The organism is Janthinobacterium sp. BJB446, assembly GCF_002735655.1.
Classification (GTDB): domain Bacteria; phylum Pseudomonadota; class Gammaproteobacteria; order Burkholderiales; family Burkholderiaceae_D; genus Janthinobacterium; species Janthinobacterium lividum.
Map to the genome: position 1 here is coordinate 1,339,309 of NZ_PDZK01000001.1, position 26,476 is coordinate 1,365,784.

Below are 26,476 nucleotides of genomic sequence, written 5' to 3' on the forward strand. Positions count from 1 at the left end.
GATATGCTGGACATACGCCAATTGCAATACTTCATCGCCGTCGCCGAGGAAGAACACGTGGGACGGGCCGCCGAACGCCTGCATATTTCCCAGTCGCCGCTGAGCCGGCAAATCGCCCAGCTCGAAGACAGGCTGGGCCTGACCCTGTTCGAGCGCAGCGCCCAGCGCATCCGCCTGACGCGCGATGGCCATACCTTCCTTGCCGAAGCGCGCGCGTTTATCACCCACGGGAACCGCCTGGAAGCGCTGGCGAAACGGCTGGGGCGCGGCGACGAGGGTGGCCTGTGCATAGGCTACATCGAAAACGCCATGCATGCGGGCGTGTTGCCGGACGGCTTGCGCGCCTTGCGGGCCACGCGGCCGCAAGTGCACATTGCCCTGTACAACCTGCATTCGGCCGAGCAGATCGAAGGCTTGCGCCAGCGCAGCCTCGATATCGCGCTGCTGTGCGAGCCGCCGCTGCCGAACGACCCGGACCTCGATTGCGCGCAAGTACTGAGCGACCCCATGCTGCTGGCCTTGCCGGAAACGCATCCGCTGGCGCACAAGGCCGAGCTGAGCCCGGACGATCTGGCGGGGGAGGAATGGATTGCCGTGCTGCACAAGGAAAGCGTGCTGAAACACGATAATTTCATCGCCGCCTGCGCGCGCGCCGGTTTTACGCCCGATATCCGCATGGAAGCAACGGAACCGCTGACAGCGCTGGGCCTGGTGGCGGCCGGGCTGGGCATGGCCATGATCCAGCACAGCCTGCGCCAGCACGCGCCGGCCGGCGTCGTCGTAAGGGAATTGCCGTGGTTCAGCTATCGCACGCCATTGTGGCTGGCCTGGCACAAGGTGAACTTGCGTCCGCTGGTGGGGATTTTCCGGGAAACCTTGCTGCAGCAGGCGAGCGCAGCCGCTTAGCAACACCTAACAAAACCGTAGCGAGCGGGATGAGTTGTGGCTGAGAAGCGGAGCTGTGCTTGAGCACAGTGAGCATCGGAGGCCGCAAATCGCGACGCGCAGTAGGTTTGGTTAGGTGTTCTAGATTTTCCTGGCGTGCTTCAAGTGCAAGGGCAGCCACCACCACATGCAAATGATGAGCGCGCCCATCAGCACGCAGGCGATGATGCCGGCGACGTGGCCGAACACTTCCGACATCACCAGGTTGGTACCTAAGATAAACGCCAGCGCCAGGGAAAAGGCGCCGCACATCATGATGCGGTCGGCCACGCGCTTGAAGCGTTCGCGGTCTTGCAGGGGGCGCATCACGCGGTGCTGGATGGCTGGCGCGCTGAGCAGCACCAGGCTGGTCATGGACAGGAAAAACGTCAGCAGGAAGACGATTTTTTCCGCCTGCACGATCTTCGCGAAGCCGCCATTGAAGGGCAGGATGATGAGGAAAGCCGTCAGCATCTGCGCGCCCGGCAAGAGGATGCGCAATTCGCTGAGCAGGTCGGACAAGTCGCCTGCATCGCCTGGCTGGTCATTTTCATCCTGGTGCTGCGCTGGTGGCATGGGACCGTCCTCGTGATGGTAATGGAGCCAGTCTACCCGGCAGTGCCTTGCCTGACTGTGGGCGGGCGCACCTTCAGAAGTATTGCATGCCGCGTCCAGGCAGGCGGGCGGCGTATTCGCGCAGCCGCCACAGCGGTGTCGAGACGATGGCCGTGGCGCTGTGCGAGGCGTCGTGGCCACAATGGCCGCAACTGTGGCGACGGTGCGGCACCAGCGCGAAGTCGCCCAGATCCAGGTGCGGGTGGCTGCAGCGGGCGCAGTCGCTGCAGCCCAGCGGTGCGCCAGCCTGTAGCGCGGCGGCGAACGCCTGCGCGGCGGGCGGCGTGATATTCAGTTGCACTATGTCGGGAGGAAACAGGCCGGGCAGGGCGCGACAGTCGATGGCCAGCGCGGCCGCGTCGCGCGCCAGCAGGGCGCCGCCGTCATTGGCCCGGGCGCGCAGTTGCAGCAGGCCATCATTGCCCAGGCGCAGGGTGCTGGCGTGAAATTGCGTGGGGTCGAACAATTCCGGATACAGCACATAGCCCATGGGGCTGGCGTGCTGGCGGCAACGCATGGGCTGTGTTGCTTGCCAGCCGGCCAGATCGGCTTGCGTACCCCAGTAGCACTGGTGCGTGCGGCACCAGTGGCGCGCCGCGCCGTTGCGAAATTTTCCAGCGGGCAGCAGATCGCACAGGACGATGGCGTCCAGCCCCGCACCGGCGCGAAAGTGGCCCGTGATGTGGGATGTGGTAACGGCAAGATGGCCTGTGCTCGCTTGCAGGGGCCAGCAGATGCCGGGCAGGGTCAGCGGCGTGGCCAAGGGCGCCTCCCAGCGGCTATCGCCTTGCCAGCCGCTGGCTGTCTGGAATGAAAAAGCCCGCCGATTCGGGCGGGCTGTGCTGACGGGGATGCCAAAAGCATGGCCCGGTCTATTCTTCCGTATCGGCCAGGGTGACGATGGCGCGCGCCCATTTCGAGTATTTCAGGTTCGCCAGATCGCGCACGGTCTTGATATTGAATGCCTGCTTGAGCAGCTCCGCATCCTTCTCGCTCACGCCTTGCAGCGCGTCGACGGGGGCATCAGCGATTTCCTTGAACGTCTTTTTTTCGTAAGCCTTGTCTACCGCTTTATTGATGTTCATATGTTGATACTCCTCAGTAAGTAGGAAAATTAATTCTACACGTTTTTGCGCACGATCAATTTACGCTTGCAAGTTGTGCCGAACTAAATATGATGGAGGTGGGCGCCTCGACAGTGAGGCCGTCTGTGCGTTCGCCTTGAGATTGTAATTATAGCATTTTTATTATTCATAGTATAATGATTTCCATGGCGGAGAATGGTCTGCGCCATACCGACGCCGCAGTCACGCGGCACTAATCGATAGCGTTCAGGAGAATACGATGAGTTTGCTAGACCAACTTGCAGGACAGGCGATGAGCGCTTTGGGCAATAAAAGTGCTGACGGGGAAGCCCCATCGGGATTGATGGCCAGCGTGATGGACCTGGTCAACCAGCATGGCGGCTTGCCCGGCCTGCTGCAGAAGTTCCAGGAAAGCGGCCTGGGCGACCAGGTGGCCAGCTGGATCGGCACCGGCGCGAATGCGCCCGTCTCCGGCGAACAGATCAAGGATGCGCTGGGCAGCGACACGATCACCCAGATCGCTGAAAAAGCGGGCGTTGCACCGGACGCGGCCTCGGGCGGCCTGGCAGCCTTGCTGCCCCAGCTGATCGACAAGCTGACCCCGGACGGCCAGGTACCGGAAGGCAATGACCTCGTCAGCCAGGGCTTGAATATGCTCAAGGGCAAGATCTTCGGTTGATTTCCTGGTCTTGCAAGTGAAAAACCTCGCAGCGATGCGAGGTTTTTTTGTTTTCAGGCGGCGGCCATCATGCCGAAGTGGGGCTGCTCAGCAGTCAGCCGCGCCGTACTCCCCTCGACCAGATACGAGCAATACCGTCTCCGCTCGGCGATGCCGCCGCGCCGCTCCATCAGTTCGCCCAGCATGGCGACGGCATCGGTGGCCATCTTTTGCACGGGCTGGCGCAGGGTGGTGATGTCGTAGCTGAGCCAGCCGGACGCTTCCAGCGCATCGAAGCCGGCCACCGACATCTGCAGCGGCACCTGGATGCCCATCTGGTGGCGCGCCGTGTCCAGGCAGCCGATGGCCATGATGTCGTTGCCGCAAATGACGGCGTCCGGCACGCGGCCCAGGCGGTCGATGACCTTGCGCAAGCCGCGTCCGCCGCTGGCATAGTCGTAGTTGCCGCTGACGACGATGGGCGCGGGCAAGCCCAGGGTCAGCAGCCGGTCCAGCATGCCAGCCTTGCGTTCCTGCGCGACGGCCGAGTCGCCGGGGCCGTCGATGATGGCAAACTGGCGGTGGCCTGCCTCGGCCAGGCGCGAGACGAGCAGGCGCGCCGCTTCGGCCTGGTCGCACAGCACGGCGTGCACGGCATGTTCGCGCGGGCTGCGGTTGAACAGCACCAGCGGCACGTCGCGCCGGCCGAATTCAGCCATCTGCTCGTCCGACAGGCAGGCGGCCACGACAGCGCCGTCGACCTGGTATTGCCACACATCGCACAAGACCTTGCCGATGTCTGCTTCGCGCTCCAGGGTAAACAATAAGAGACGCTTGCCCAGGCGGGCGATTTGCTGGCTCAGGTCGGACAACACTTGCGGATAGTACAGATTGGCCAGGTTGGAAATGATGACGGCGACCAAGTTCGAGCGGCGCGTGATCAGGCTGCGCGCGGCCGCGTTCGGGATGTAGTCGAGGGTGATGGCTGCCTGCATGACCTTGGCATGGGTGGCGGGCGAGATGCTGGCGCCCGGCTTGAAGCAGCGTGACACGGCCGATTGCGACACGCCGGCCAGCAGGGCCACGTCATACGAGGTCACGCGCCGTCCGGCGCCGGGTATGGCGCGGGTGGTGGTGATGGGTGTCCGGGCTACAGTATTCTTTTTTCGCATATTGGTCTGGCAAGCAACCTGTCTCAAAGTATTCCTGCAGGCCCGGCCGCTTGTGACGGCCTGGGCGGGCAGAATGAGCATAGCGCAAAAGATTGCCTTATGGCAAGACTACATGCTTATTTACGCTTATTGTTCATGTTGCAAAAAATATGACTGAATGGCAAGTGCTCGGCAGCCCCTCAATCGCTGCTGTCGCACGGCCCGCTGCCATAGGGGCTGAGGCGTCCCGGCGGATCCACGCGGCGGGCGCTGAAATCGCTGGCCATGGTAGGCAATGGCCATTCCGCCGTGGCGCTCGCCTCCGTACCGCTGACGGTGCCCCGCACAGTCAGCACGACGTCCACCCAGGAACCGTAGTTGCGCGGATAGCTGACGGTGACGGTGGCCATGCCCAGCGCGTCGCTCAGGCCGCTGGCGCTGACGGTCAGGGGGATGCCCGGGTCGAGCACGCCATTGCCGTTGCGGTCGTAGGCGGCGTCAAAGATGCCGTTGCGCAAGACATCTTCATTGGCGCAGCTGTAGAGGGGCAGGGCCAGGCGCCAGACGCCCGTGTCGGGGAATTCGGGCTTGTCCGCTTGCCATACATAATATCCCTTGGCGTAGCGGCTGGGCCAGGCGGCGGCCGTGATGGCAACGCCGGGCACGGCATTGCCGGCGCTGTCGGACACGAATACGGCAAAGTCCTTCTGCAGCACGCTGGGTGAATATTCGCGCAGCAGGCTGCCCGTGCCCAGCTTGATCGACAGCGCTTGCCGCGCCACCGTCAGGCGTACGAGGGCCGTGGCCGCCGCTTGCGGCGCGCCTTCGATGCGGGCCTGGATCAACACGCTGTCGCGGCCGCTGTCGGCCGGCCCCGCCACATACACGGCGCGCGCCAGGCCATCGCTGCCCGTCAGTACCCGGCCCGCCTGCCGCAGGTAGCCGCCGCTGGGGTCGCTCAAGATGGAAAACAGCACGGGCGCGTTCTTGACCAGGTTGTTAACGGCGCCATCGCGCACGACGGCGCTGATTGTGCTGATACTTGTGCTGATGCTGTCGGCGGGCACGCCATTGCCGGGATTGGCCCGCAGCACCGCCGGATCCGCTTGCACGGCCAGCTTGCTGGCGCCGCTCAATGGCGCGATGAATTCCAGCCGCGTCTGCGCCGTGGGCCCGCCTGCCACGGCGGCCGTGACGGTCGCCACGCCCGCGTTGGCCGATTGCACGTAGCTGCGCGGCAAGTTGCCATCGCTGAAAATCAGGCTGGCAGGCAAGGCCTGGCTGCAGGCGCTGTCCGCAAACAGGCTGCCGCGCGAGGTCGACAGGCTGGCGCTGCCCGCTTGCGCCACGCCCGCCCTGTCATAGCGCGCGTCGATGGGCTGGCACGCCAGGGTGGCGATCTCGGGCAGCACGTCCGCACCGCTGGCGTCCTGGCCCACGGCCGGACTCAGGCGCAGGTCGCTGCCGGCTACGGCATACGCTTGCGTGGCGGCGGCGCCCAGGGCGCTGACGGAAACGGCATCCTTGCCCAGGCTGCCAGCCGTCAGGCGCAGCACCAGCTGGCCTTGCGCATTGCTGAGCGCCGCGCTCCCATCCTTGACGCGCACGCCGTTGCCGCCACCCGTGCTGTAGGCGATGGCGGCACCGGCCACGGGCTTGCGCGCCGAGTCGCGCACGGTGACGGTGAGGTCGGCACCCTGGCCCAGCAGCAAGGCGGCCGGGCCCAGCACTTCCACGCTGCTGCCCGTGACGGCCACCGTGCCCTTGCCGCTGCGCGTGCCGACATGCGCCGTCACGGTGATGCTGCGGTTGCTGTTGGCGCCGCCGGTCCCCAGCAAAGCGCGCGCCTGGCCGTTCTTGTCCGTCACGGCATCGACGCTGCCGAGGATGCCGGAATCGGCGGCAAAAGAAATTTTTGCGTTTGGCAAGGCCAGGTTGGCGCCATCCTTGACGAGGGCCGTGACGCTCACTTCGCTGCCAGCCAATCCCGCCGAGGCCAGTTCCGTGCTGGAAAAGACCAGGTTGACGGCGCTGGCCAGGCTGGCCGGCTCGGGCGGCGTGACCGGCGGAATCACGGGTGGCGTCACGGGCGGGGTGACTGGCGGCTTCACGGGCGGCACGGTGGGCGGCGGGCTGCCGCCGCAGCCTGCCGTGCTGTGCAGCGAGCAGCCGGCGCCGGCCTGGGTATCGGCCGAACCGCCGCCGCAGCCGGCCAGGGAAACGAGGAAGGCCGCCAGCAAGGTAGCAGGCAGCAAGGCAGCGGGCAGGTGGCGCGGGTGGCGCAGGCGGGCGAGGGGCACGATGGGTCTCCGGGAGCTGGCCGAGTTGCTCGGCATCACTTCCAAGAGTAGCTTTTGCGCGCGGCCGCTACTTGATGCAAAGCAAGTTTATGCTGTTGACCCCGTCGAACGGGTTTTGCTGGTGCAATGGCCTGCCTTCTGATAATATAACGCCCCTTTATTCAGGGAAGGGTCGACATGGCCAATGCTTGCGGCGTCGATTTCGGCACGTCAAATTCCACGGTAGGCTGGGCACGTCCCGGGCAGAGCACCATGCTTGGCCTGGAAGATGGCAAGACGACCTTACCGTCCGTCGTCTTCTTCAATGCGGAAGACGAGGAAGTCAGTTTTGGCCGCGCGGCGCTGGCCGGCTATCTGGCCGGTTACGAGGGGCGCTTGATGCGCTCGCTGAAAAGCTTGCTGGGCACGAGCCTCATCGATGGCCAGACGGAAGTGGGTGGCCGCGCCTTGCCATTTCGCATGTTACTGGCGCAATTCATTGGCGAAGTGAAACGCCGCGCCGAGCAGTCCGCCGGCCGCGAATTCTCGTCCGCCGTGTTCGGCCGTCCCGTCTTCTTTATCGACGACAATGCGCAAGCCGACCAGCTGGCGCAGGACACCCTGGCCGAAGTGGCCCGCTCCGTCGGTTTCAAGGACGTCGCCTTCCAGTTCGAGCCGATTGCCGCCGCGTTCGACTACGAGTCGCAAATCGACAAGGAAGAACTGGTGCTGATCGCCGACATCGGCGGCGGTACCTCCGACTTTTCGCTGGTGCGGCTGTCGCCGGAACGGGCGAAAAAGACCGAGCGGCGCGACGACATCCTTGCCACCGGCGGCGTGCACATTGGCGGCACGGATTTCGATAAATACCTGAGCCTGTCATCCGTCATGCCCTTGCTCGGTTATGGCAGCCGCCTGCATAACAATAGCGAAGTGCCATCCAGCTATTATTTCAACCTGGCGACCTGGCACACGATCAACCTGGCGTACACGAAGAAGATCTGGGTGCAGCTGGCCGACGTGTGCCGCGATGCGCGCGAGCAAGACAAGATGGGGCGTCTGCAAAAGCTGATCGACGAGCGCGCCGGCCACTGGCTGGCCATGAAAGTGGAAGAGGGCAAGATTGCCCTGTCCGACGCGGCCGAAGTGCAGCTGGAACTGGACCGCCTGTCGCCCGCGCAGAGTCTGTTGCTCAAACGCACGCAGTTCGACGAGGCCATCGGCCACCTGTGCGGTTCCGTGGAAGAAACCGTGCTGCGCCTGCTGCGCGACGCGGGCGTGGCGCCGGAAGCCGTCGACACCGTGTTCTTCACGGGCGGCTCCAGCGGCGTGCGCTTGCTGCGCGAAAAGATCGCAGCCCTGGTGCCGGCCGCGCGGAAGGTCGAGGGCGATCTGTTCGGCAGTATTGGCGCGGGACTCGCGCTGGACGCCGTGCGTAAATTTGGTTGATAATCATCACCCAATGCCGCACCCACGAAAGAGCGCCCCATGAATGTGTTTGACAAACCGATCGTCATGATCGACTTCGAGACGACCGGTTTATCGCCCGACATGGGCGACCGCATCACGGAAGTGGCGGCGCTGCGCATCGAGGGCGGGCGGATCACGGACCGCTATGTAACCTTGATCAACTGCAATGCGCGCATTCCCTCGTTCATCACGGGCTTGACGGGCATCACGCAGGCGATGGTGGACAAGGCGCCGCCCGTGGCCGAGGTGGTGCCGCAGCTGCTGGACTTCATCGGCAGCGATGCCCTGTCGGCGCACAATGCCAGCTTCGATGAGAAATTCCTGCGCGCGGAAAGCGCCAGGCTGAACCTGACACCGGCGCACCAGTCGCTCGTGTGTTCCTTGAAACTGTCGCGCCGCGTGTTTCCCGGCATGGCCAGCTACAAGCTGGGCTTGCTGTCCAGCCAGCTGGGCATCGCCTTCAAGAGCGCCGCCCACAGGGCCGAGTCCGATGCGGAAGTGGCGGCGCAAGTGCTGATCCATATCGGCCGCCATTTGCGCAGCAGCTATGGCATCGCCGATGTCGACGCGGACTTGCTCGTGTCGCTGAACAAGCTGGCCGCCGCGAAAGTACCGCAATTCCTGCAAAAGCACCCGTCGCGCCGTTGAGCGCCATTCCCCTCTAAGCAGGCTCATCAAACGATATAATTTTGTTATTTCGTTTGAGCCTGCTCAAGTCCTTCCCCCGCATCGAATTTAAAATTTAAGCAACACACGATTTCGCCGCCCTGGGCCGCCGTTTTGCGCGTGCTGCCGGCAAGCGCAATGTGGATGGGGGCGCACATGGACAAGCACCATACTGCCAGAGATAGCCATCAGGCGTATATCTGGTTCCGCACGGCGGCCGAGCAGGGCAATGCCTACGCCCAGTTCAACCTGGGATTGATGTACAAGAAGGGCGAAGGCGTGGCGCAGGACGATGCGCGCGCCTTTGTCTGGCTACGCCTGGCCGCGTTGCAAGGGCTGGCCTTCGCGCAGAACCACCTGGGCGCCCTGTATTACCACGGCCGCGGCGTGGCGCAGAGCGACGAGGACGCCGTGCTGTGGTTTCGCCGCGCGGCCGCCCAGGGCGATGCCTCGGCGCAGCAAAACCTGGGGCAGATGTACCGCAAGGGACGGGGCGTACTGCAGAGCGACGAGCTGGCCCTGGCGTGGTTTTACCGCGCCTCCGAACAGGGCGTGGCCAGCGCGCAATCGCTGCTGGGCGAAGCCTATGCGCAAGGGCTGGGGGCGAAAAAGAACGATGCGCTGGCCCTGGCCTGGTTCCGCAAGGCAGCCTTGCAGGGCGATGCGCAGGCGCAGCTGAACCTGGGGCTCGTCTACAAGCGGGGCCAGGGCGTGGTGCAGAGCGATGCGCAGGCGCTGGCCTGGTTCCGCCAGGCCGCCGCCCAGGGCCTGGCCGTGGCGCAGCGGCAACTCGGCGTGGCCTATGCGGAAGGCCTGGGCGTGGCGCCCGACCAGCTGCGCGCGTATGCCTGGCTGCAGCGGGCGGCCGAGCAGGACGACGCCGACGCCCAGTTCAACCTGGGCCTGATGCTGGCGCGCGGCCAGGGCGTGGACAAGGACGAGGCGCGTGCCGTCGTCTGGTACCGGCGTGCCGCCATGCAAGGCCATTGCATGGCGCAATACAATCTGGGCGGCATGTTTGCGGGTGGACGCGGCGTGGGCCGCGACTTGCGCCAGGCACTGGACTGGTACGCCAGGGCGGCGGACCAGGGCGCGTCGAATGCGCAGTTCAACCTGGGCGTGATGTATGCCAACGGCCAGGGCGTGGAGCGCGACGAGGTGTGCGCCGTGCGCTGGTATCGCACGGCCGCCGAGCAGGGCGATGCGAGCGCGCAGAACAACCTGGGTGTCATGTATGCGAACGGCCATGGCGTGCCGCAAGACGACGGCTTGGCCGTGCAATGGTATGCGCGCGCGGCCGGCCAGGGCCATGCGCTGGCGCAATACAACCTGGGCGGCATGTATAACAGCGGGCGCGGCGTGGAGAAGGATCCCGTCTGTGGCTACATGTGGCTGGCACTGGCGGCCGAGGGCGGCGACAGCGGGGCTGCCAGGGCCAGGGAGGCGGCTGGCGCCAGGCTGGAGCCGGCCCAACTGCAAGAGGCGCAGCAGCGCATGCGGCAATGGCACCAGGTGCGCTTCCCTGCGCGGCCTCCGCGCGACTGAAGCGTGGGCGTAGACGCGGGCTGCATGCGATAATTGCCGGTAAGCATGTCGCGAAGGCGGCAAGGTTTTTGGCACAGTGAAAGGTGAACCATGGTAAGGCAGGCAGGCGAGGATGCATCCGAGCAAAAAGTCATCGACGACATCGCCACGCACGGCTGGCATGGCGTGCATATCGGTGCGGATGAAGAAGGTCCCGGCTATGCCTTCACGATAGGCGCTTGTCACAGTTTCGGCCAGCCTGAGTTCCTCATCATGGGCTTGCCGCGCGCCATGGCCCACCAGATACTCGATGTGGCGCTGGACGCCGCGCGCAGCGGCGCCATCACGGATTTCACGGCTACCACGGATGTCTTGCTGGAAGGCCATCAGTGCGCCTTCGTGCGCGTGCCCGTCGAGCAATACCGCAACTATGTCGGCTATGCGCGCTGGTATTACCAGGGCGATGATTTTACGCTGTACCAGATCGTCTGGCCGTCGCGCGATGGCCATTTCCCGTGGCAGGCGCAAGCCAGTGCGCAGTATGTGGAAAGCCAGCCCTTGCTGGGGCCGGCGCCGCTGGCCGCATGACGGCAGGCCCCTCCGTCAGCATTGTGACCGGCACGGCGACCGTGTGCGTGTTCGACCCGGCGCTCTTGCGCCACAAGCTGGAAGAGGACTGCGACTGGTGGAGCCTTCCCAGTGCGGAATTGGCGGCCGTGAATGCGGGGCAGGTGGCGTTTTTTAACGTGGGCGGCGACGGCGCGTATGAACTTGCCTTGCACGCCGAACTTGCCGAACCGCATGTGGAAGTGCATCTGGCTGTCGTCTCGGGCCGCGTCTTCATCGGTGCCGGGGAGGATGTCACGGGTGGCGGCCTTGAACCGGACACGGCATACGGCGGCCTCTTCGTGGACGTGCCTGTGGGCAGCTACCGCGTGCAGGCGCGCCGCGACGGGGCGCACATCAGCCTGGCATTCGTGCCCGATGCCCGCGGCAGCAATGCGTTTGGCGACCTCGTGCGGATTTGATCGTGCGTCTCCGATTCCCGTTCAGCTTCTGATTCTTGGCCCTGGCTACGCATCCATGCGCGCCACGCCCCCACCTTGCCGCCGGTCCAGGAACAGGCTGTTGCCGTGGATTTTCTTTGCCTGCTTCTTTGCTTCGGCCGCTTGCGTGGCGATCTGATGGTGCGTGTAGTACTGGTGCGCCTCCACCTTGATGACGCCCAGCGATAGGCTGATCAATGAGTAAAACACTTTCTTGCCTTGCCGGTCTTCGCTGATATAGCCGCCCCGTTCGCAGTCGCTGGTGCTGTAGTAGGCGAGGATGGCGGCCGCGAAGTCGTCCAGCATGGCCTGGCAGCGCGCTTCCCAATCTTCGCTCTGGAACAAAATCATGAAATCGTCGCCGCCGATGTGGCCGATGAAGTCGCGGTTCGGGTCGCAATGACCGCTGAGGATTTCTCCCGTCAGCTGGATCACGTCGTCGCCCTTGCGGTAGCCGTACACATCGTTGAAGGGTTTGAAGTGGTCGAGGTCGCAATAGCAGACCCAGAAGCGGCTGCCGCTGTGCAATAAGCGGTCGATATGCTCGTTGATGGGCACGTTGCCGGGCAGTTGCGTCAGCGGGTTGGCATAGCGGGCCGCGTTGATCTGCATCTGCGTGATTTCGCGCATCAGGTCGTGTCCTGTGCCCATGCCCAGGTAGCGGCCGTGTTCGGTGATGATGAAGCCGTTGAACAGGTGGTGGGCATCCGACTGCACCATGGTGTAGCTGAGTTCCTGCAAGCTCGTTTCGTGGTCGGCGATCAGGGGCGTGGCATCCATGAACAGGCTGCATGATTTCTTGCCGTACAGTTCACGCTGGTAGGGGCGGGCGAAGTGGTCGATCATTTCGAAGCGGCTGATCAAGCCCAGCGGCACGCCGTCGTCGACGACGGGAATGATCATCAGCTTCGGGTCTTTCAGGAAGATGTCGTACACCTCGTTATTATTTTTCTCAGGCGAAACGGCTATCACCCGGTGCAGCAGCTTGCGGATGCTGGCGCCATTCTTTTCCAGGCTGCTGCGCTGCGGATACACGGCCACGCCATTGCGCCCCAGCGCCTGCACCACTTCCGCCGGCAGGGCCCGTGCCGGCACCGCATTGGGCCGGCCCAGGTGATAGCCTTGTCCGAACGCCACGCCCAGGTCGCGCAAGACCAGCAATTCCGTCTGCGCTTCGATGCCTTCGGCGATCACCAGCGTGCCCGATTTCTCCGCGATTTCCTGGATCGAGCGCACGAATTGCAGTTTCACGGGGTCATTATTGATGCCCTGGATGAAATGCATGTCGATTTTCACGTATTCCGGGCGCAGTTCGGACCACAGGCGCAGGCTGGAAAAGCCTTCGCCCAGGTCGTCGATAGCGATCTGGAAACCCATATTGCGGTAATGCAGCACCGCTTCGCGCATCAGCTCGTAGTCATACGTGGGCTGGTTTTCCGTCAGCTCGATGATGACGCGGTCCGGATTGATGCCGATGTGTTCGATGTATTCCAGGGTTTCGCCATGGCGGGCATTGCGCAGCAGCAGGCATTCGGGGCTGACATTGAGAAACAGCTTGCCCGGCAACTGCAGTTCGGCAAAGCGTTCGAGCACCACTTGCCGGCACAGGTGTTCCACTTCCAGGGTCAGGTCATGCGCGCGCGCCACCTTGAACAGATTCATCGGCGCGTGCAAGGGGCTGTCGGACGGCCCTCGTATCAAGCCTTCGTAACCGATGATGTCGCCGCTGTGCATGTGGATGATGGGCTGGAACAGCGCGCTGAGCTTGCGGCCCGCGATGATCTCATGCAAGGCATCCGTCCCTTCGATGCTCATGGATACCGATGGCGGCTTCAGGTAAGCCACATTCGATGGGACCGCGCCGGGCGGCGCGGCGGTGGCGGTGGGGAGGGCGAGAGTGTGCATAGGCGGATGTGGCGGCACGGCCTCTGGACGGGCCATGAACATGTTGCCGATAGTAAAGAAGATTTATGACAACTTGATGAAACGACTTTGTTTTTGATAATGTTTCTTGCATGAACGTCAGTTTGCCGATTCCGGCGAAAGCGAGATTTATCATGGTCATCCATGGAATTTACCCAAACAAAAGACGGCAAATCCATCCGATAACTGTGCTTTAAAAGTGGCAATCCGCGCTATGATTTCTCTTGGCGAAAGTCAACATAGGCAGCCGTGCTTGAGCGGTATGCTTTCCCCGACATCCAACAATGAGACGACAACCCATGCAATTACGTAGTGCAACCCTCATATTCAGCTTGATGGCCGCCTTCGGTGGCAATGCCCTGGCGCAAAGCGCCGCGACGCCATCGTGCCCGGCCGGCGACGGCGCTGCCGTGACGTATCCTGTCAGCAAAAAAGTCGACCAGCAAGACAGCTATTTCGGCACCACCATCGCCGATCCGTACCGCTGGCTGGAAGACGCCAACAGCGCGGAAACGGGCGAGTGGGTGACGGCGCAAAACAAGCTGACGCAGTCGTACCTGGGTACCATCCCGGAGCGCGCCGCGATCAAGCAGCGCCTGACCAAGCTGTGGAACTATGAGCGTTTCTCTACGCCAACGAAGCAGGGCGGCCGTTACTTCTACAGCCGCAATGACGGCTTGCAGAACCAGGCCGTGCTGTACACGGTGAAAAAATTGACGGACGAGCCCCGTCTGCTGCTCGATCCGAATACCCTGTCCACGGATGGCACGGTGGCGCTGGCCGGCACCTCGATCAGCCCGAACGGCAAGTATTTGGCGTATGCCACGTCGGCTTCCGGTTCCGACTGGAACGAGTGGAAAGTGCGCGACATTGAATCGGGCAAGGATTTGACGGACCACATCAAGTGGGCCAAGTTCTCCGGCGCTTCGTGGACCAAGGACAACACCGGTTTCTTCTACAGCCGCTATGACGCGCCGAACGAAGCCACCAAGCTGGCCGATATCAATTACTTCCAGAAATTGTATTTCCACAAGATCGGCACGCCGCAAAGCGACGACGTGCTGGTCTTCGACCGTCCCGATCAGAAGGAATGGGCGTTTGGCGGCAGCACCGTCAGCGATGACGGCAATTACCTGATCATCACGGCCACGCAAGGCACGGAACGCAAGAACCGCATCTTCTACAAGGACTTGCGCCAAAAGAACGCCAAGGTGGTCGGCTTGCTGGAAGCGTTCGACGCTTCCTACTCCTTCATCGACAATGACGGCCCCGTATTCTTCTTCAAGACGGACAACAAGGCGCCAAAATCGCGCGTGATCGCCATCGATACGCGTAAACCGCTGCCCTCCGACTGGAAGGAAATCGTGCCGCAAAGCGCGGAAACCCTCGTTGCCGTCAACCTGATCAATAACCAGCTGGTGCTCGATTACTTGAAAGATGCGCAAACGCAGATCAAGATCGTCGACCTGAATGGCAAGCTGGTGCGCGAAGTGGCCTTGCCGGGCATCGGTTCGGCGGGCGGCTTTGCGGGCAAGCGTGGCGATACGGAAACGTTCTACTCGTTTACCAGCTTCACGACGCCAGCGACCATCTACCGCTACGACATGAAATCGGGCAAGAGCAGCGTGTACCGCCAGCCGAAGGTCGATTTCGACCCGAACGCCTTTGAAACGCGCCAGCAATTCTTCACCAGCCGCGACGGCACCAAGGTGCCGATGTTCATCGTCTCGAAAAAAGGCATGAAGCTGGATGGCACGAACCCGACCTATCTGTACGGCTATGGCGGCTTCAATATTTCGCTGACACCGAGCTTCTCCGTGGCGAATCTTGCCTGGGTGGAAATGGGCGGCGTCTACGTGATGGCCAACCTGCGCGGCGGCGGCGAATACGGCGAAGCCTGGCACCAGGCTGGCACCAAGCTGAACAAGCAAAACGTGTTCGACGATTTTATCGGCGCGGCGCAATGGCTGGTGGATAACAAGGTCACCTCGCCATCCAAGCTGGCGATCGGCGGCGGCAGCAATGGCGGCCTGCTGGTGGGCGCAGCCATGACGCAGCGTCCGGACCTGTTCGCCGCGGCGATTCCGCAAGTGGGCGTGCTCGACATGTTGCGCTTCCATAAGTTCACCGTGGGCTGGGGCTGGGTGCCTGACTACGGTTCGTCGGACGATGCCGAGCAGTTCAAGGCGCTGGTGAAATACTCGCCACTGCACAACCTGAAGGCGGGCGGCTGCTATCCAGCCACCATGATCACGACGGCCGACCATGACGACCGCGTCGTGCCTGCCCACAGCTTCAAGTTCGCCGCCGCTGCCCAGGCAGCGCAAGGCGGCGCGGCACCCGTGCTGATCCGCATCGACAGCAAGGCCGGCCATGGCGCCGGCAAGCCGACGACCAAGCAGATCGAAGAAGTGGCGGACCGCTGGGGCTTCCTCAGCCGTTCGCTGAAGATGACGCCAGTGGTGGTGGAGCCGGCCAAGGTGGCGGCGCAGTAAGCCGGTAGCGGTAGGTCGGATTAGCCCGCAGGGCGTAATCCGACACCACCAGCGCCAACAATGTGTCGGATTACGCGGCCTGCCGCCGCTAATCCGACCTACTCCGACCTGCCTCCGTAATCCTCGCCAGTACCCCCTCCCCAAACACGGCCTGGAACGGCAAATCCTTGCGCTGCGCATAGCCGATATAGCAATCGCACTTGAAGCGCGGGCAGGATTTTTCTTGCAGCATGTCAGCCAGGTCATCCTCATATAAATTCCCCAGGCGCTCGGGCACGAAGTGGCAGCGCGCCAGTTCGCCGTCGCCATCGACGGACAGCGACGTTTCGCCCGCCAGGCATGGTTTGCCGCGCGAGGAAGAGGGGCGGCGGTTGTGCGCGAACCACGGGTCGACGGCGTCAAACCAGGCCAGGTCTTCCTCGCTGTAGTAGTGGGGGCCACGGCGGTCATAGGCGTTCAGCCACAGGTAGACGTGGGCCGGCAGCGCCGCGCGCAGGGCGCGGATGGCGTCCAGGTGCTCGTTCATCGCCACGACGCCGACGGAATAGCGCACGCCCATCGTGTCCAGGCGCGCGCAGCGTTCGAGAAAACGGGCCAGTGTCGTCTGGTCCGGGTGGTAGGTGCACCACAGGCCGATTTTTTCCAGCCCGTCCATCCCTTGCAGCCAGTTCAGGGGGCCGGACAGATTCGTCTGCAGCGCCACCTGGCGCACGTGCGGCAGGCTGGCCAGCGTCTGCATGGCTGCGCGGTAATGGCGCCGCACCAGCGCTTCGCCCCACGGCGTAAACAGGATGCCGATGTCCCGCTTTTGTGCCGCCACCCAGCTGGTAAAACGCGCCACCTCGCGCGCATCGCGTGCCAGGGTGGCGCGGCTGTCGCGCTTCTTGGCAAACGGGCAGTAGCCGCAGGCGTAGTTGCAGCTCGCCAGAGTACCCCGGTACAGCAGGGACAGCGTGCCCGGCGGCGTTGTCAGCACGCCTGTCCCTCTTGCGCCATCAGCGCGCGCACGGTGTCGGATGCCAGCCACGGGCCGATGGTGTCGGCGTAGCTGTAGCCCCGGTCGTTCAGGCGCAGCAGGGGGCCGCTCTCTTCCACCAGTTCCAGCGCGTGCAGTTCTGCCAGCTGCGGCAGGTCTGCTTCGCAGCGGCTGCCGAAGCGCGCCGTGTAGGCGTCGCGGTCCAGGCCTGGTTCCGTCAGCAGCGACTGGATCACGTAGCGGCGGCGCTGTTCTTCGCCATCGAGCTGGTAACCGTGTTCGGCCTGCGCGAAGCGCGCCTCGTCCAGCGCCAGGTATTGTTCGATGATGCCGATGGTCTGCGTGCGCGCCACCGCGTATTCGCTCGAATAATGGAGGCTGGCCGTGTAGGAGCGGGCGCCCGCGCCCAGCCCCACCATGCCATCGTTCTGGCAGCAGTACGAGGGGCCGTTCTGTTCCGGTGCATGCGGGGCGCGGAACATGCGCATCGATACCTGCTCATAGCCCTGGGCGCGCAAATGGTCGCGCGCGGCCGCGTACAGGGCCAGGCGGCTGTCGCCGTCGCGTGCCAGCATGATGGGATTCAGCGTATCGGCGCCTTTGCGCCGCGCGATCTTGCCAAGGCCTGTCTGTTCGCGCACGTACAGCGGATACAGGTAGATTTCTTCCGGCTGGAAGGCCAGCGCGCTGTCGATGGACGCGAGCAGGCTGGCCACGGTTTGCCCGGCGATGCCGTAGATCAGATCCAGGTTCAGGGTGGGAAAGCCGGCCGCGCGTATCAGGCCGATGGCATGGTGCACGGTGGCGTTTTGCTGGGGGCGCGCCAGCGCGCGCATCTCGCCGGCGGCAAAGCTCTGGATGCCCAGGCTGACCCGGTCGATGCCGTGCGCGCGGCACACGGCCAGGCGCTCGGCCGTGATGGTTTCGGGCGACGCTTCGATGCCGGCCGGCGTGTGCTGCAGGTCGATGCCGAGGATGTCGCGCGCGCCGCACAGCAAGGTGTCCAGCTGCGCCGGCGACAGATAGGTGGGGGTCCCGCCGCCCAGTGCAAAGCGGGCAAAGCGCCGTTCGCCCAGCGCGCTGGCCAGGGCGCGCATCTGCACCAGCACTTGCTGCACGTAGCGCTCGACCATGTCTGCACCGGGGCGTGCCATGGCGAACAGGTTGCAAAAGCCGCAGCGCATCTCGCAAAACGGGATGTGGATGTAGGCGAAGAGGGCGGATCGGTCTTGCCGCGCCCACAGGGGCGCAAGCGGCGCCGCCTGTGGCAAGGCGCGATAGGCTGCCTTGTGCGGATACGAATATGAATACGCCTGATAGGGCGTGTGGCGCATGCGCTGCGCCAGGGTGCCAGGTTGTTCGGCTGGGTTCACGGTGGGGATTCCTTGGGAGGTGTATCGGTATCGGTCTCGGGGACGATAAAAAAGTGCGCGTACGGTACCTGCCACACGCTGTCGTGGGCGACCCTGTGGCCCCGGTAGCCGTCTTCGCCATACGCGCTGCCATGGTCCGAACAGACGATGGCAAACGTGGGCGCGCGCGCGGCGCACGCGGTAAACAGGGGCGCCAGCGCGCCATCCACATAGCGCAGGGCCGCCGCATGGCTTTCCAGGCAGTCGGCACGGCAGCCGGGCAGGTAGGCGCGGTTCGGCGTGTGCAGGGCGGCCACATTGATGAACAAAAAAGTGCGCTCGTCGCTGGCGGCCAGGCGGGCTATGGCCAGCGCCACCTGCTTTTGCGTCGAATGGCGGCTGGCCACGCCCATGCCGGCGCTCCAGTGGCTTTCCTGGAACAGCGACGGCAGCACCGTGCCCAGCGCCGTCTGTTTATTGAAAAAGCCCACGCCGCCGATGCAGATGGTGCGGTAGCCGCGCGCGGCCAGGGCGGCGGGAAGGTCCGCTTCCTCGAACGCAAACGTGTGCGGCGAGGTGGTTTCGCTGCCGGCAAAAGCGCTGGCGAACAGGCGCGGATGGCGGCCCGGCGCCGCGGGCGTGGGCAAAAAGCCGGCAAAAAAGGCCTGGTGCGCCGCATACGTGAACGTGGCGGGCGAGTGGCGCCGTTCCCAGCCGCCAGGTGGTAAAAAACGTCCCAGCACGGGCAGTTCGCCCGCTTCATGCAGCGCTTGCGCCACGTCAAAGCGCAGGGTGTCGAGCGTGATGAAGACGATGTCGTGGCTGCCCACGACGGCGCGCATGTCGGGGATGGCTGGTGTGTCTTTAAACATGTGTCAGTTGCGCTATATAGGTGTCCGCGCCTTGCCACAGCAGGCCTGGCAGCAGGTCGCCGAAGGCATTCGCTTCGAGCACATTGGCCTGGCCCTGGCGCACCACGAGGTCGTAGCCCGTCACGTGGCTCTCGGGGAAGGCGCGCGCGGCCAGGATGCTGGCCGCTTCCAGCGCCGCCAGGTCGGCTGCGTTCAAGAGGTCTGCCGCATCGCCGCGCCGGTTGTCGAGGTGCAGATTCGTCATCATCCGGTCGCCGATGCGCGCCACCCGGTGCGCGGGCTGGCCCGCCAGGGTCACGACGCGCAAGTCGTAGTGGCTGTCGCCGCAGCGCGGCTTGTTCAGCCATGCTTCCGCATACAGCTGTTGCGCGGCCAGCGCGTCGACGAGGGCGGCGATGTCGTGCTGCATCTCGTAACGGGCCATGCGCTTGACGTTGAACAAGCGTATCTGGCCGTCCGCCCGCGATAAGGTTGCAGAGGTGGTGGCTTGCTGGCGGCCAGTTCTGTTCCTGCGGTAGGCAACGACGCCCGACGCGGACGAACCGTAGCGCGGTTTCAGGTACACGCGGTCAAGCTGGTGTTCATGCAGCAGCGACTGGAGATGGTCATAGCCGTGCACGGGGCCGAGCAGGGCGGGAATGGCGATGCCGTGCGCGGCCAGATGGCGCTGGCAAGCCAGCTTGTCCGTCATGAGGGTGATGTCGGCCGGCGCATTGAAGACGCGCGCCTGCGGCAGCTCGACCAGTTGCGCCGCCAGCGAGGCCATTGCAGAGGCAAAGCCCGCAAACCAGGCATCCATCGCCAGCAGCTCGCCATGCGCGGGCGCCTCGACCGGCGGCCGGCCCAGCCGCCGGCAACCGTCATGCAGCAACAGCAGGTGGGCGGCCGGATCGTCGCCGGGCGGCTCGATCTTGAACAGGCAGGGCTGGCGCAGGGCTTCCTCCAGCAGCGCCGGCCGCGCCAGCCAGTCGCGCCATTCCAGCACCTGCGCGGGCGGCAGGCGCAGTTGCGCGCGCGCCGCCTGCATCAGGCGCACGCGCTTGCTGCCGCCGGTGGCCAGCAAGAGCATCCCTATTTATTCGCCGACGGCGACATAGCGATAGACTTCGTCGTCGTCCTCGTCGTCTTCCTGCGGATCATCGAGCCTGACCGGGAAGGGCAGGGCCTTGAGTTTTTCCTGGTTCGCTTCCGAGATATAGTGATGCGACAGGTCCATGCGCTTCAGATTGCCCAATTGCGTGCCGTGCAGCAGTGCTTCGGCGCCGACGTCGCCCAGGGTGCCCAGCGACAGATCCAGGGTCTCGACCGTGGCCAGCAGCGGCTCGTTGGCCAGCCAGACGGCCAGCTCGTCGGCGATCTGCGCATCGCGCAAGCCCAGGTAACGCAGGGTTGGCGTGGCCAGTTGCGCCAGTACTTTCTGGTACAGCGCCACGTCGCCCGAGAAGCCGTAGTCCTCCGTGCCCAGCCACAGTTCCAGGTATTCCAGCTTGGGCATGCTCGACTGGGCCAGCGCCTGCGCGATCTTCTGATCGAGGCCGCCGGACTCGATGGTGAACTTGCGCAAGTTCTGGTGCGCGAACGGTTCGATGATCAATTCATTGCCGCCACGGATGCGCAGTTCTTCCAGCTGCGGGAAAGCGTCCAGCAGCGGCTTGTAGCTGCCTTGCACGATCCACGAGATTTCGCATTCCTCGTACGTCATGTCGCCGATGAACAGGGCGCGCAAGTTCGGCAACTGCGGCGCGTGGCTGGCCAGCGCGGCGATCACCTCGTCGGCGCCTGCCTCGTACGGGTCGCCCCACATGCCGATGATCAGCGCTTCAAGCGCATGCTTGTCGGTTTTTTCCAGGAAGCCGGCGATCAGGTCCGGCATCTTGCGCTTGTCGTCATACTCGAGCGAGAGGCGGTAGACGATATCCTGCCCGGATTGCAGCGCAATATCAGGGTCGTACTGGACGACCTTTTTTTGGTGGAAGAGGGTGGTGCTTTCGGAAATCGTCATTGCTAAGGCTCCATGAAAGACAGTGAAAATCTTGTCTAATCCAAAATCTTAGCATGGGCGAAAGAGCTTATTGCACACCGCTGAAAAGCAACTATCTATGGATTACCACCAATAAGGCCTTGCCTTCCGTCTTACCCAGGTTGCGGATGGTATGCGGCTGGTCCGCCGGATAGCGTGCCGTGCCGCCATTCTTGACCTTTTTCTTCGCCGCGCCCACTTCCAGCTCCAGGTTGCCGTGGATCACCGTCAAATGCTCGGTGGTGCCCGGATCGTGCGGTTGCGACGCCAGTTCGCCGCCCGGCGCCAGCGTCACTTCATACCATTCGTATTTGCCGGCCAGTTCCATCGGCCCGAGGATGCGCAGCACGTAGCCCGCGTGGTCGCCGGGCAGGGTGGGGGTTTCGTGGGCGTCCGTGATGCGGATGGTTTCCACGGTTTTTTCCGCGCTGGACAGCAATTCGCCGATCTGCACGCCCAGGGCGTTGGCCAGGCGCCACGTGATGGCGATGGTGGGATTGGCTTTTTCGCGCTCGATCTGCGACAGCATGGACTTCGAGACGCCCGCGATGCGCGACAAATCCTCCAGTGTCAGGCCGCGCGCCAGGCGCAGCCGTTGCAGGGTGGCGCCTACTTCAGGGGGAGAATTGGTCGAAACGCTGGTTTTCATCGGCAGGTGGCTTGCAAAGTTCAAAAGGCTTGGGTAATATCCACTATATTGAATTTCAGTTCGAAATAGTGGATTTTGAGGAAAAACACGGAAACGTGTAGACTTCAAACAGCGCTTCACGGTACAGCATACTGCGCGCACCGGTCAAGCGGCCGCTTTTCCCTATGGCGGCTGAGGTCACCCGGATACCACACATACAACAGGGACACACAAGGATCATCATGAGCGAGCAAGCGAAGAACACCTTTTTCAGCGGTCTGCAACAGAATCTCGATCAACTGCGCCAGCAGGGCTTGTACAAGCCCGAGCGCGTGATCGCCTCGCGCCAGGGCGCCGAAGTGGTGTGCGACGATGGCCGTACCCTGATCAATATGTGTGCGAATAACTACCTGGGCCTGTCCGGCGACCTGCAGACGCAGGAAGCGTCTATTGCCGCCACGCAAAAGTACGGCTACGGCCTGTCGTCCGTGCGCTTCATCTGCGGCACGCAAACCGTGCACAAGGAACTGGAACAGGCGATTTCCGCGTTCCTGGGGACCGAAGACACGATTTTGTACGCGGCGGCTTTTGACGCCAACGGCGGCGTGTTCGAGCCACTGTTTGATGAAAACGACGCCATCATCTCCGATGCGCTGAACCACGCGTCCATCATCGACGGCATCCGCCTGTGCAAGGCTGGCCGCTACCGCTACCTGCATAACGACATGGCCGACCTGGAAGTGCAGCTGAAAGCGGCGATTGCCGCCGGCAAGCGCCATAAAGTCATCGTCACGGACGGCGTGTTCTCGATGGACGGCACGATTGCGCAACTCGACAAGATCTGCGACCTGGCCGACCAGTACGGCGCGCTGGTGATGATCGACGAATGCCACGCTTCCGGCTTCATGGGCGCGACGGGCCGCGGCACGCACGAACACCACAATGTGATGGGCCGCATCGACATCATCACGGGCACCCTGGGCAAGGCCCTGGGCGGCGCCATGGGCGGCTTCACGTCGGCGCGCAAGGAAGTCATCGACACCCTGCGCCAGAAATCGCGTCCCTACCTGTTCTCGAACACGCTGGCGCCATCGATCGCCGGCGCCTCGCTGTCGGTACTGGAGCGCCTGGCCAAGTCGACGGAACTGCGCGACCGCCTGCATGACAACACGGCCTTCTTCCGCAGCGAGATCGAACGCATCGGCTTCACCATCAAGCCGGGCACCCATCCCGTCGTTCCCGTGATGCTGTTCGACGCTCCCGTGGCGCAGAAGTTCGCCGCCCGCCTGTATGAACTGGGCGTGCTGGTGACGGGCTTCTTCTACCCGGTCGTGCCGATGGGCCAGGCCCGCGTGCGCGTGCAGCTGTCGGCTGCCCACACCCGCGAACAGCTGGTGCAAGTGCTGGCCGCCTTCGAGCAGGCTGGCAAGGAACTCGGTCTGCTGACCACTACCAATTAACAAGAAATCAGGATAAGAAGATGGAACGTATTTTAGTCATTGGCGCAAACGGCCAAATCGGTAGTGAGCTGGTGGGCGCGCTGGCGCAGCAGCACGGCGCGGACAATGTCATCGCCAGCGACATCGGCACGAACAACCTGTACCAGGCCAAGCGCTATGCGCAATTGAATGTGCTGGACAAGGACGGCCTGGCGAAGATCATCGCCGATGAAGGCATCACCCAGGTGTACCAGCTGGCGGCCATGCTGTCGGCCACGGGCGAAGCGGCGCCGCTGAAGGCGTGGAGCCTGAACATGGATGGCTTGCTGAATATCCTGGAACTGGCGCGCGAGCGCGGCGAGGCAGGCAAGCCGCTGCGCATCTTCTGGCCATCGTCGATCGCCGCCTTCGGCCCGAATACGCCGCAAGTCAATACGCCGCAAATGACGGTGATGGACCCGACCTCGATGTACGGCATCAGCAAGCTGGCCGGCGAGCGCCTGTGCGAGTACTACTTCAACAAGTACGGCGTGGACGTGCGCAGCATCCGCTATCCTGGCATCATCAGCTACAAATCGCCTCCGGGCGGCGGCACCACCGATTACGCCATCGCCATCTTCCATGCGGCCTTGCGCGGCGAGCGCTATGACTGCTTCCTCGATGCGAACACCACCTTGCCGATGATTTACATGCCCGACGCCATCCGCGCCACCATCGAACTGATGGACGCTCCTGTGTCGCAGATCAAGATCCGTTCGTCCTACAATGTAGCCGGCGTGTCGTTCAACCCCGAGCAGCTGGCCAAGGCCATCGTGCGCATGGTGCCGGACTTCAAGATCAGCTACAAGCCGGACAGCCGCCAGGCCATCGCCGACAGCTGGCCGCAAAGCCTGGACGACAGCAAGGCCAGCGCGGACTGGGGCTGGAAGGCGCAGATCGGCGTCGAGCAGATGGTCACGGACATGCTGGCCAATGTCGACGTGGGTCACGCCGCCAAGGCTGCCTGAAGCACGCCCGCGCATTTAAAAACATACTAATATAAAGAGACACTACATGGATATGAGCGTATTTGACCTGTTCAAGATCGGCATCGGGCCGTCGAGTTCCCACACGGTGGGGCCGATGGTGGCTGCGCGGCGGTTCCTGGTCGAATACGGTCCGCTGGACCAGGTAGTGGGCGTCGAGGCGGCCCTGTATGGCTCGCTGGCGCTGACGGGCGTGGGCCATGCGACTGACAAGGCCGTCATTCTTGGCCTGATGGGCGAAACGCCGCAGGACGTGGCGCCCGATGCCGTCGACAGCAAGCTGGCCGCCATCGAGGCTGCCGGCGAGATCGCCTTGCTGGGCACGCACGTGGTGCCGTTCACGGCCGCCACGGGCTTGATCTGGCATAAGAGCGAATCCCTGCCTGAACATCCGAACGGCATGCGTTTTACCCTGAAACTGGCGGACGGCAGCCGGGTCGACAAGGTGTATTACTCGATCGGCGGCGGTTTTATCCGCGAAGCGGGCGAGGCCCAAGCCGAAGCGGCCGTGGAGTCGGCCGCCAGCGCACGGGTCGTCTTCCCTTTCGATACCATGGAGCAGTTGCTGGCGCATGGCGTGGAAAGCGGCCTGTCGATCCCTGAAATGCTGCGCGCGAACGAATGCGTCAAGCGCAGCGACGCGGAACTCAATGAAGGACTGGACCGCATCTGGCACGTCATGCGCGACTGCATCGCGCACGGCCTGGAAACGACGGGCAACCTGCCGGGCGGCTTGAACGTGAAGCGCCGCGCCGCGAAATTGTGGCGCCTGGCGCAGGAAGCGAAGGCATCCGACAACCGCGCCAATGACTTGCCGCACGATGCCGTGCACCTGGTCAGCCTGTACGCGATGGCCGTCAACGAGGAAAACGCGGCCGGCGGGCGCGTGGTTACTGCGCCGACCAACGGCGCCGCCGGCATCATCCCGGCCGTGCTGCGCTACTACGCGCAGGATTGCCGCCCCAGCGATCCGGTCGGCGGCGTGCGCCGCTTCATGCTGACGGCAGCGGCCATCGGCATGCTGTGCAAGCGCAATGCCTCGATCTCGGGCGCCGAAGTGGGCTGCCAGGGCGAAGTGGGCGTGGCGTGCGCCATGGCGGCCGCCGGCCTGGTGGCGGCATTGGGCGGCACGAACGAGCAGATCGAAAACGCGGCCGAAATCGGCATCGAACACCACCTGGGCATGACGTGCGACCCTATCGGCGGCCTGGTGCAGATCCCCTGCATCGAGCGCAATGGCATGGGCGCCGTGAAAGCCATCACGGCCGCCTCGCTGGCGCTGAAGGGCGACGGCACCCATTTCGTCAGCCTCGACGAAGTCATTGAAACCATGCGCCAGACGGGCGCGGACATGCAGGACAAGTACAAGGAAACGTCGCTGGGCGGCCTGGCCGTGCATGTAATCACCGTCAACCACGCCGCTTGCTGATGTGTTGCTGGTAGTGTCGGATTACGCGCGGAGCGCTAATCCGACCTACGATACGCCACGGTCGGCGTAAGCCGACATCACCACGGCAGCAAGCCATCACCCTCACTCCTCCTCGAACAACTGCTCCAGCCTCCTGGGGTAGTTATTCAAAAAATCGCGCGTCACGGCGAAGTGTTCCGTGTCTTCATATGCCACTTCGTGGATGCCGCCGCCCGTAAACATCAGGATTTTCGCGTTCGGGTAGGCAAGCAGGATCGGCGAATGGGTGGCGATGATCAGCTGCGAGTCGTCCTGCACCAGCTGGTGGATCACCGATAGCGCCGCCATCTGGCGGCTCGGCGACAGGGCCGCCTCGGGCTCGTCCAGCAGATACAAGCCCTTGCCGCGCAGCTTGTTGATCAGGGTCGCCATGAATGCTTCGCCGTGCGATTGCGCGTGCAGCGACTTGCCGCCGTAGCTGGCCAGGTATTCGGGCATGTCGTCCATGTAGGTGGCGACGTTGAAAAAGCTTTCGGCGCGCAGGAAATAGCTGTCCTCGGGCTTCTTGTAGCTCTTGCTCAGGCGCAAGTGTACGTGCAAGCCCGATTCCTCGTCCGACGGCAGGGCGATGCGCACGTTGCGCGTGCCGCCATCCTTGCCGAAGCCCAGCGCCACGGCCAGCGCTTCCAGCATGGTCGACTTGCCGCTGCCATTCTCGCCCACGAAAAACGTCACGTCGCGGTGGAAGTCCATGTGCACGAAGTCGCGGATGGCGGGGATTGTGAACGGATAGTGGTCCATGTCGACGACAGCGTCGGGGCGCAGCGCGGCGCTTTGCAAATACGGTTTTTTACTGATCGGCATGGCCGGTTTTCGACTCCATGATTGGCACTTTACAGGGCAGAAAGCACAGTGTGGCG

24 protein-coding genes are annotated in these 26,476 nt (G+C 63.6%); 11 read left to right on the forward strand and 13 right to left on the reverse strand.

Annotated features, from left to right (window positions below; all coding sequences use genetic code 11):
* Window positions 1-3: 3 nt before the first annotated feature.
* Window positions 4-906 carry a LysR family transcriptional regulator gene (locus CSQ92_RS05900; protein ID WP_099393518.1) on the forward strand — a complete coding sequence of 301 codons (903 nt, stop codon included), beginning with the start codon at window positions 4-6 and terminating at the stop codon, window positions 904-906.
* A 120-nt stretch (window positions 907-1,026) separates the two neighbouring features.
* On the opposite strand, the gene CSQ92_RS05905 is transcribed toward CSQ92_RS05900, so the two are convergent.
* From CSQ92_RS05905 to CSQ92_RS05915, 3 genes are all read right to left on the reverse strand, one after another.
* Window positions 1,027-1,500 (reverse strand): DUF6328 family protein, encoded by a 474-nt coding sequence (locus tag CSQ92_RS05905; RefSeq protein WP_034781452.1) that lies wholly within the window; start codon window positions 1,498-1,500, stop codon window positions 1,027-1,029.
* 73 nt (window positions 1,501-1,573) lie between these two features.
* The gene (locus CSQ92_RS05910; protein ID WP_099393519.1) at window positions 1,574-2,302 is read right to left on the reverse strand and encodes a hypothetical protein; all 729 of its coding nucleotides are present in this window, start codon (window positions 2,300-2,302) and stop codon (window positions 1,574-1,576) included.
* A gap of 109 nt (window positions 2,303-2,411) precedes the next feature.
* Complete coding sequence (locus tag CSQ92_RS05915) at window positions 2,412-2,624, reverse strand: hypothetical protein (protein ID WP_034751103.1); 213 nt, start codon at window positions 2,622-2,624, stop codon at window positions 2,412-2,414.
* A 259-nt stretch (window positions 2,625-2,883) separates the two neighbouring features.
* Between CSQ92_RS05915 and CSQ92_RS05920 the strand changes: the two genes are divergently transcribed.
* Window positions 2,884-3,303 (forward strand): YidB family protein, encoded by a 420-nt coding sequence (locus CSQ92_RS05920; RefSeq protein ID WP_034751100.1) that lies wholly within the window; start codon window positions 2,884-2,886, stop codon window positions 3,301-3,303.
* A 53-nt stretch (window positions 3,304-3,356) separates the two neighbouring features.
* Here the strand turns inward: CSQ92_RS05920 and CSQ92_RS05925 are convergent, their stop codons facing one another.
* Together CSQ92_RS05925 and CSQ92_RS05930 are read right to left on the reverse strand one after the other, a co-directional pair.
* Window positions 3,357-4,454: a LacI family DNA-binding transcriptional regulator gene (locus CSQ92_RS05925; RefSeq protein ID WP_080753310.1), complete on the reverse strand. Its 1,098-nt coding sequence runs from the start codon at window positions 4,452-4,454 to the stop codon at window positions 3,357-3,359.
* A gap of 179 nt (window positions 4,455-4,633) precedes the next feature.
* Window positions 4,634-6,733, reverse strand: a complete 2,100-nt coding sequence (locus tag CSQ92_RS05930) for an Ig-like domain-containing protein (RefSeq protein WP_180276949.1) — start codon at window positions 6,731-6,733, stop codon at window positions 4,634-4,636.
* 177 nt (window positions 6,734-6,910) lie between these two features.
* Here CSQ92_RS05930 and CSQ92_RS05940 point away from each other — a divergent pair, with 177 nt between their 5' ends.
* From CSQ92_RS05940 to CSQ92_RS05960, 5 genes are all read left to right on the forward strand, one after another.
* A complete protein-coding gene (locus CSQ92_RS05940; RefSeq protein WP_034781446.1) occupies window positions 6,911-8,161 on the forward strand; it encodes an Hsp70 family protein in 1,251 nt (416 codons plus the stop codon).
* A 39-nt stretch (window positions 8,162-8,200) separates the two neighbouring features.
* A complete protein-coding gene (locus tag CSQ92_RS05945) occupies window positions 8,201-8,830 on the forward strand; it encodes a 3'-5' exonuclease (protein ID WP_170846245.1) in 630 nt (209 codons plus the stop codon).
* 174 nt (window positions 8,831-9,004) lie between these two features.
* Window positions 9,005-10,393, forward strand: a complete 1,389-nt coding sequence (locus tag CSQ92_RS05950; RefSeq protein WP_070256189.1) for a tetratricopeptide repeat protein — start codon at window positions 9,005-9,007, stop codon at window positions 10,391-10,393.
* A gap of 90 nt (window positions 10,394-10,483) precedes the next feature.
* Window positions 10,484-10,960: a DUF4262 domain-containing protein gene (locus tag CSQ92_RS05955; protein ID WP_034781444.1), complete on the forward strand. Its 477-nt coding sequence runs from the start codon at window positions 10,484-10,486 to the stop codon at window positions 10,958-10,960.
* Window positions 10,957-11,400: a DUF6386 family protein gene (locus CSQ92_RS05960; RefSeq protein ID WP_099387645.1), complete on the forward strand. Its 444-nt coding sequence runs from the start codon at window positions 10,957-10,959 to the stop codon at window positions 11,398-11,400. The genes CSQ92_RS05955 and CSQ92_RS05960 overlap by 4 nt, the downstream gene beginning before the upstream one ends.
* A gap of 45 nt (window positions 11,401-11,445) precedes the next feature.
* On the opposite strand, the gene CSQ92_RS05965 is transcribed toward CSQ92_RS05960, so the two are convergent.
* Complete coding sequence (locus CSQ92_RS05965) at window positions 11,446-13,233, reverse strand: GGDEF domain-containing protein (RefSeq protein ID WP_099393521.1); 1,788 nt, start codon at window positions 13,231-13,233, stop codon at window positions 11,446-11,448.
* A gap of 407 nt (window positions 13,234-13,640) precedes the next feature.
* Here CSQ92_RS05965 and CSQ92_RS05970 point away from each other — a divergent pair, with 407 nt between their 5' ends.
* Complete coding sequence (locus CSQ92_RS05970; protein ID WP_099393522.1) at window positions 13,641-15,836, forward strand: prolyl oligopeptidase family serine peptidase; 2,196 nt, start codon at window positions 13,641-13,643, stop codon at window positions 15,834-15,836.
* A gap of 88 nt (window positions 15,837-15,924) precedes the next feature.
* On the opposite strand, the gene CSQ92_RS05975 is transcribed toward CSQ92_RS05970, so the two are convergent.
* The 6 genes from CSQ92_RS05975 to CSQ92_RS06000 all read right to left on the reverse strand — a co-directional run bounded on the left by CSQ92_RS05975 (window position 15,925) and on the right by CSQ92_RS06000 (window position 21,705).
* On the reverse strand, window positions 15,925-16,812 hold the full coding sequence (locus CSQ92_RS05975; RefSeq protein ID WP_099393523.1) for an STM4011 family radical SAM protein: 888 nt from the start codon (window positions 16,810-16,812) through the stop codon (window positions 15,925-15,927).
* Window positions 16,806-18,185, reverse strand: coding sequence for an STM4012 family radical SAM protein (locus CSQ92_RS05980; protein WP_218964039.1), 1,380 nt, complete (start codon window positions 18,183-18,185; stop codon window positions 16,806-16,808). Before CSQ92_RS05980 ends, CSQ92_RS05975 begins: the two co-directional genes overlap by 7 nt.
* The gene (locus CSQ92_RS05985) at window positions 18,182-19,036 is read right to left on the reverse strand and encodes an STM4013/SEN3800 family hydrolase (RefSeq protein WP_070256178.1); all 855 of its coding nucleotides are present in this window, start codon (window positions 19,034-19,036) and stop codon (window positions 18,182-18,184) included. Before CSQ92_RS05985 ends, CSQ92_RS05980 begins: the two co-directional genes overlap by 4 nt.
* Window positions 19,029-20,099 (reverse strand): STM4014 family protein, encoded by a 1,071-nt coding sequence (locus CSQ92_RS05990; protein WP_143450291.1) that lies wholly within the window; start codon window positions 20,097-20,099, stop codon window positions 19,029-19,031. The genes CSQ92_RS05985 and CSQ92_RS05990 overlap by 8 nt, the downstream gene beginning before the upstream one ends.
* A gap of 12 nt (window positions 20,100-20,111) precedes the next feature.
* Window positions 20,112-21,038, reverse strand: coding sequence for an STM4015 family protein (locus tag CSQ92_RS05995; protein WP_070279495.1), 927 nt, complete (start codon window positions 21,036-21,038; stop codon window positions 20,112-20,114).
* 91 nt (window positions 21,039-21,129) lie between these two features.
* Window positions 21,130-21,705, reverse strand: a complete 576-nt coding sequence (locus CSQ92_RS06000) for a helix-turn-helix domain-containing protein (RefSeq protein ID WP_034781438.1) — start codon at window positions 21,703-21,705, stop codon at window positions 21,130-21,132.
* A 221-nt stretch (window positions 21,706-21,926) separates the two neighbouring features.
* On the opposite strand from CSQ92_RS06000, the gene kbl reads away from it, so the two are divergent.
* The 3 genes from kbl to CSQ92_RS06015 are packed head-to-tail and all read left to right on the forward strand — an operon-like array spanning window position 21,927 to window position 25,577.
* A complete protein-coding gene (gene kbl / locus CSQ92_RS06005; RefSeq protein WP_070279496.1) occupies window positions 21,927-23,144 on the forward strand; it encodes a glycine C-acetyltransferase in 1,218 nt (405 codons plus the stop codon).
* Between the two features lie 20 nt (window positions 23,145-23,164).
* Window positions 23,165-24,130: an NAD-dependent epimerase/dehydratase family protein gene (locus CSQ92_RS06010; protein WP_034781432.1), complete on the forward strand. Its 966-nt coding sequence runs from the start codon at window positions 23,165-23,167 to the stop codon at window positions 24,128-24,130.
* A 46-nt stretch (window positions 24,131-24,176) separates the two neighbouring features.
* Window positions 24,177-25,577: an L-serine ammonia-lyase gene (locus CSQ92_RS06015; protein WP_099393525.1), complete on the forward strand. Its 1,401-nt coding sequence runs from the start codon at window positions 24,177-24,179 to the stop codon at window positions 25,575-25,577.
* 102 nt (window positions 25,578-25,679) lie between these two features.
* Here CSQ92_RS06015 and CSQ92_RS06020 read toward each other — a convergent pair whose 3' ends face one another.
* A complete protein-coding gene (locus tag CSQ92_RS06020) occupies window positions 25,680-26,420 on the reverse strand; it encodes an AAA family ATPase (RefSeq protein WP_099393526.1) in 741 nt (246 codons plus the stop codon).
* Window positions 26,421-26,476 lie beyond the last annotated feature (56 nt).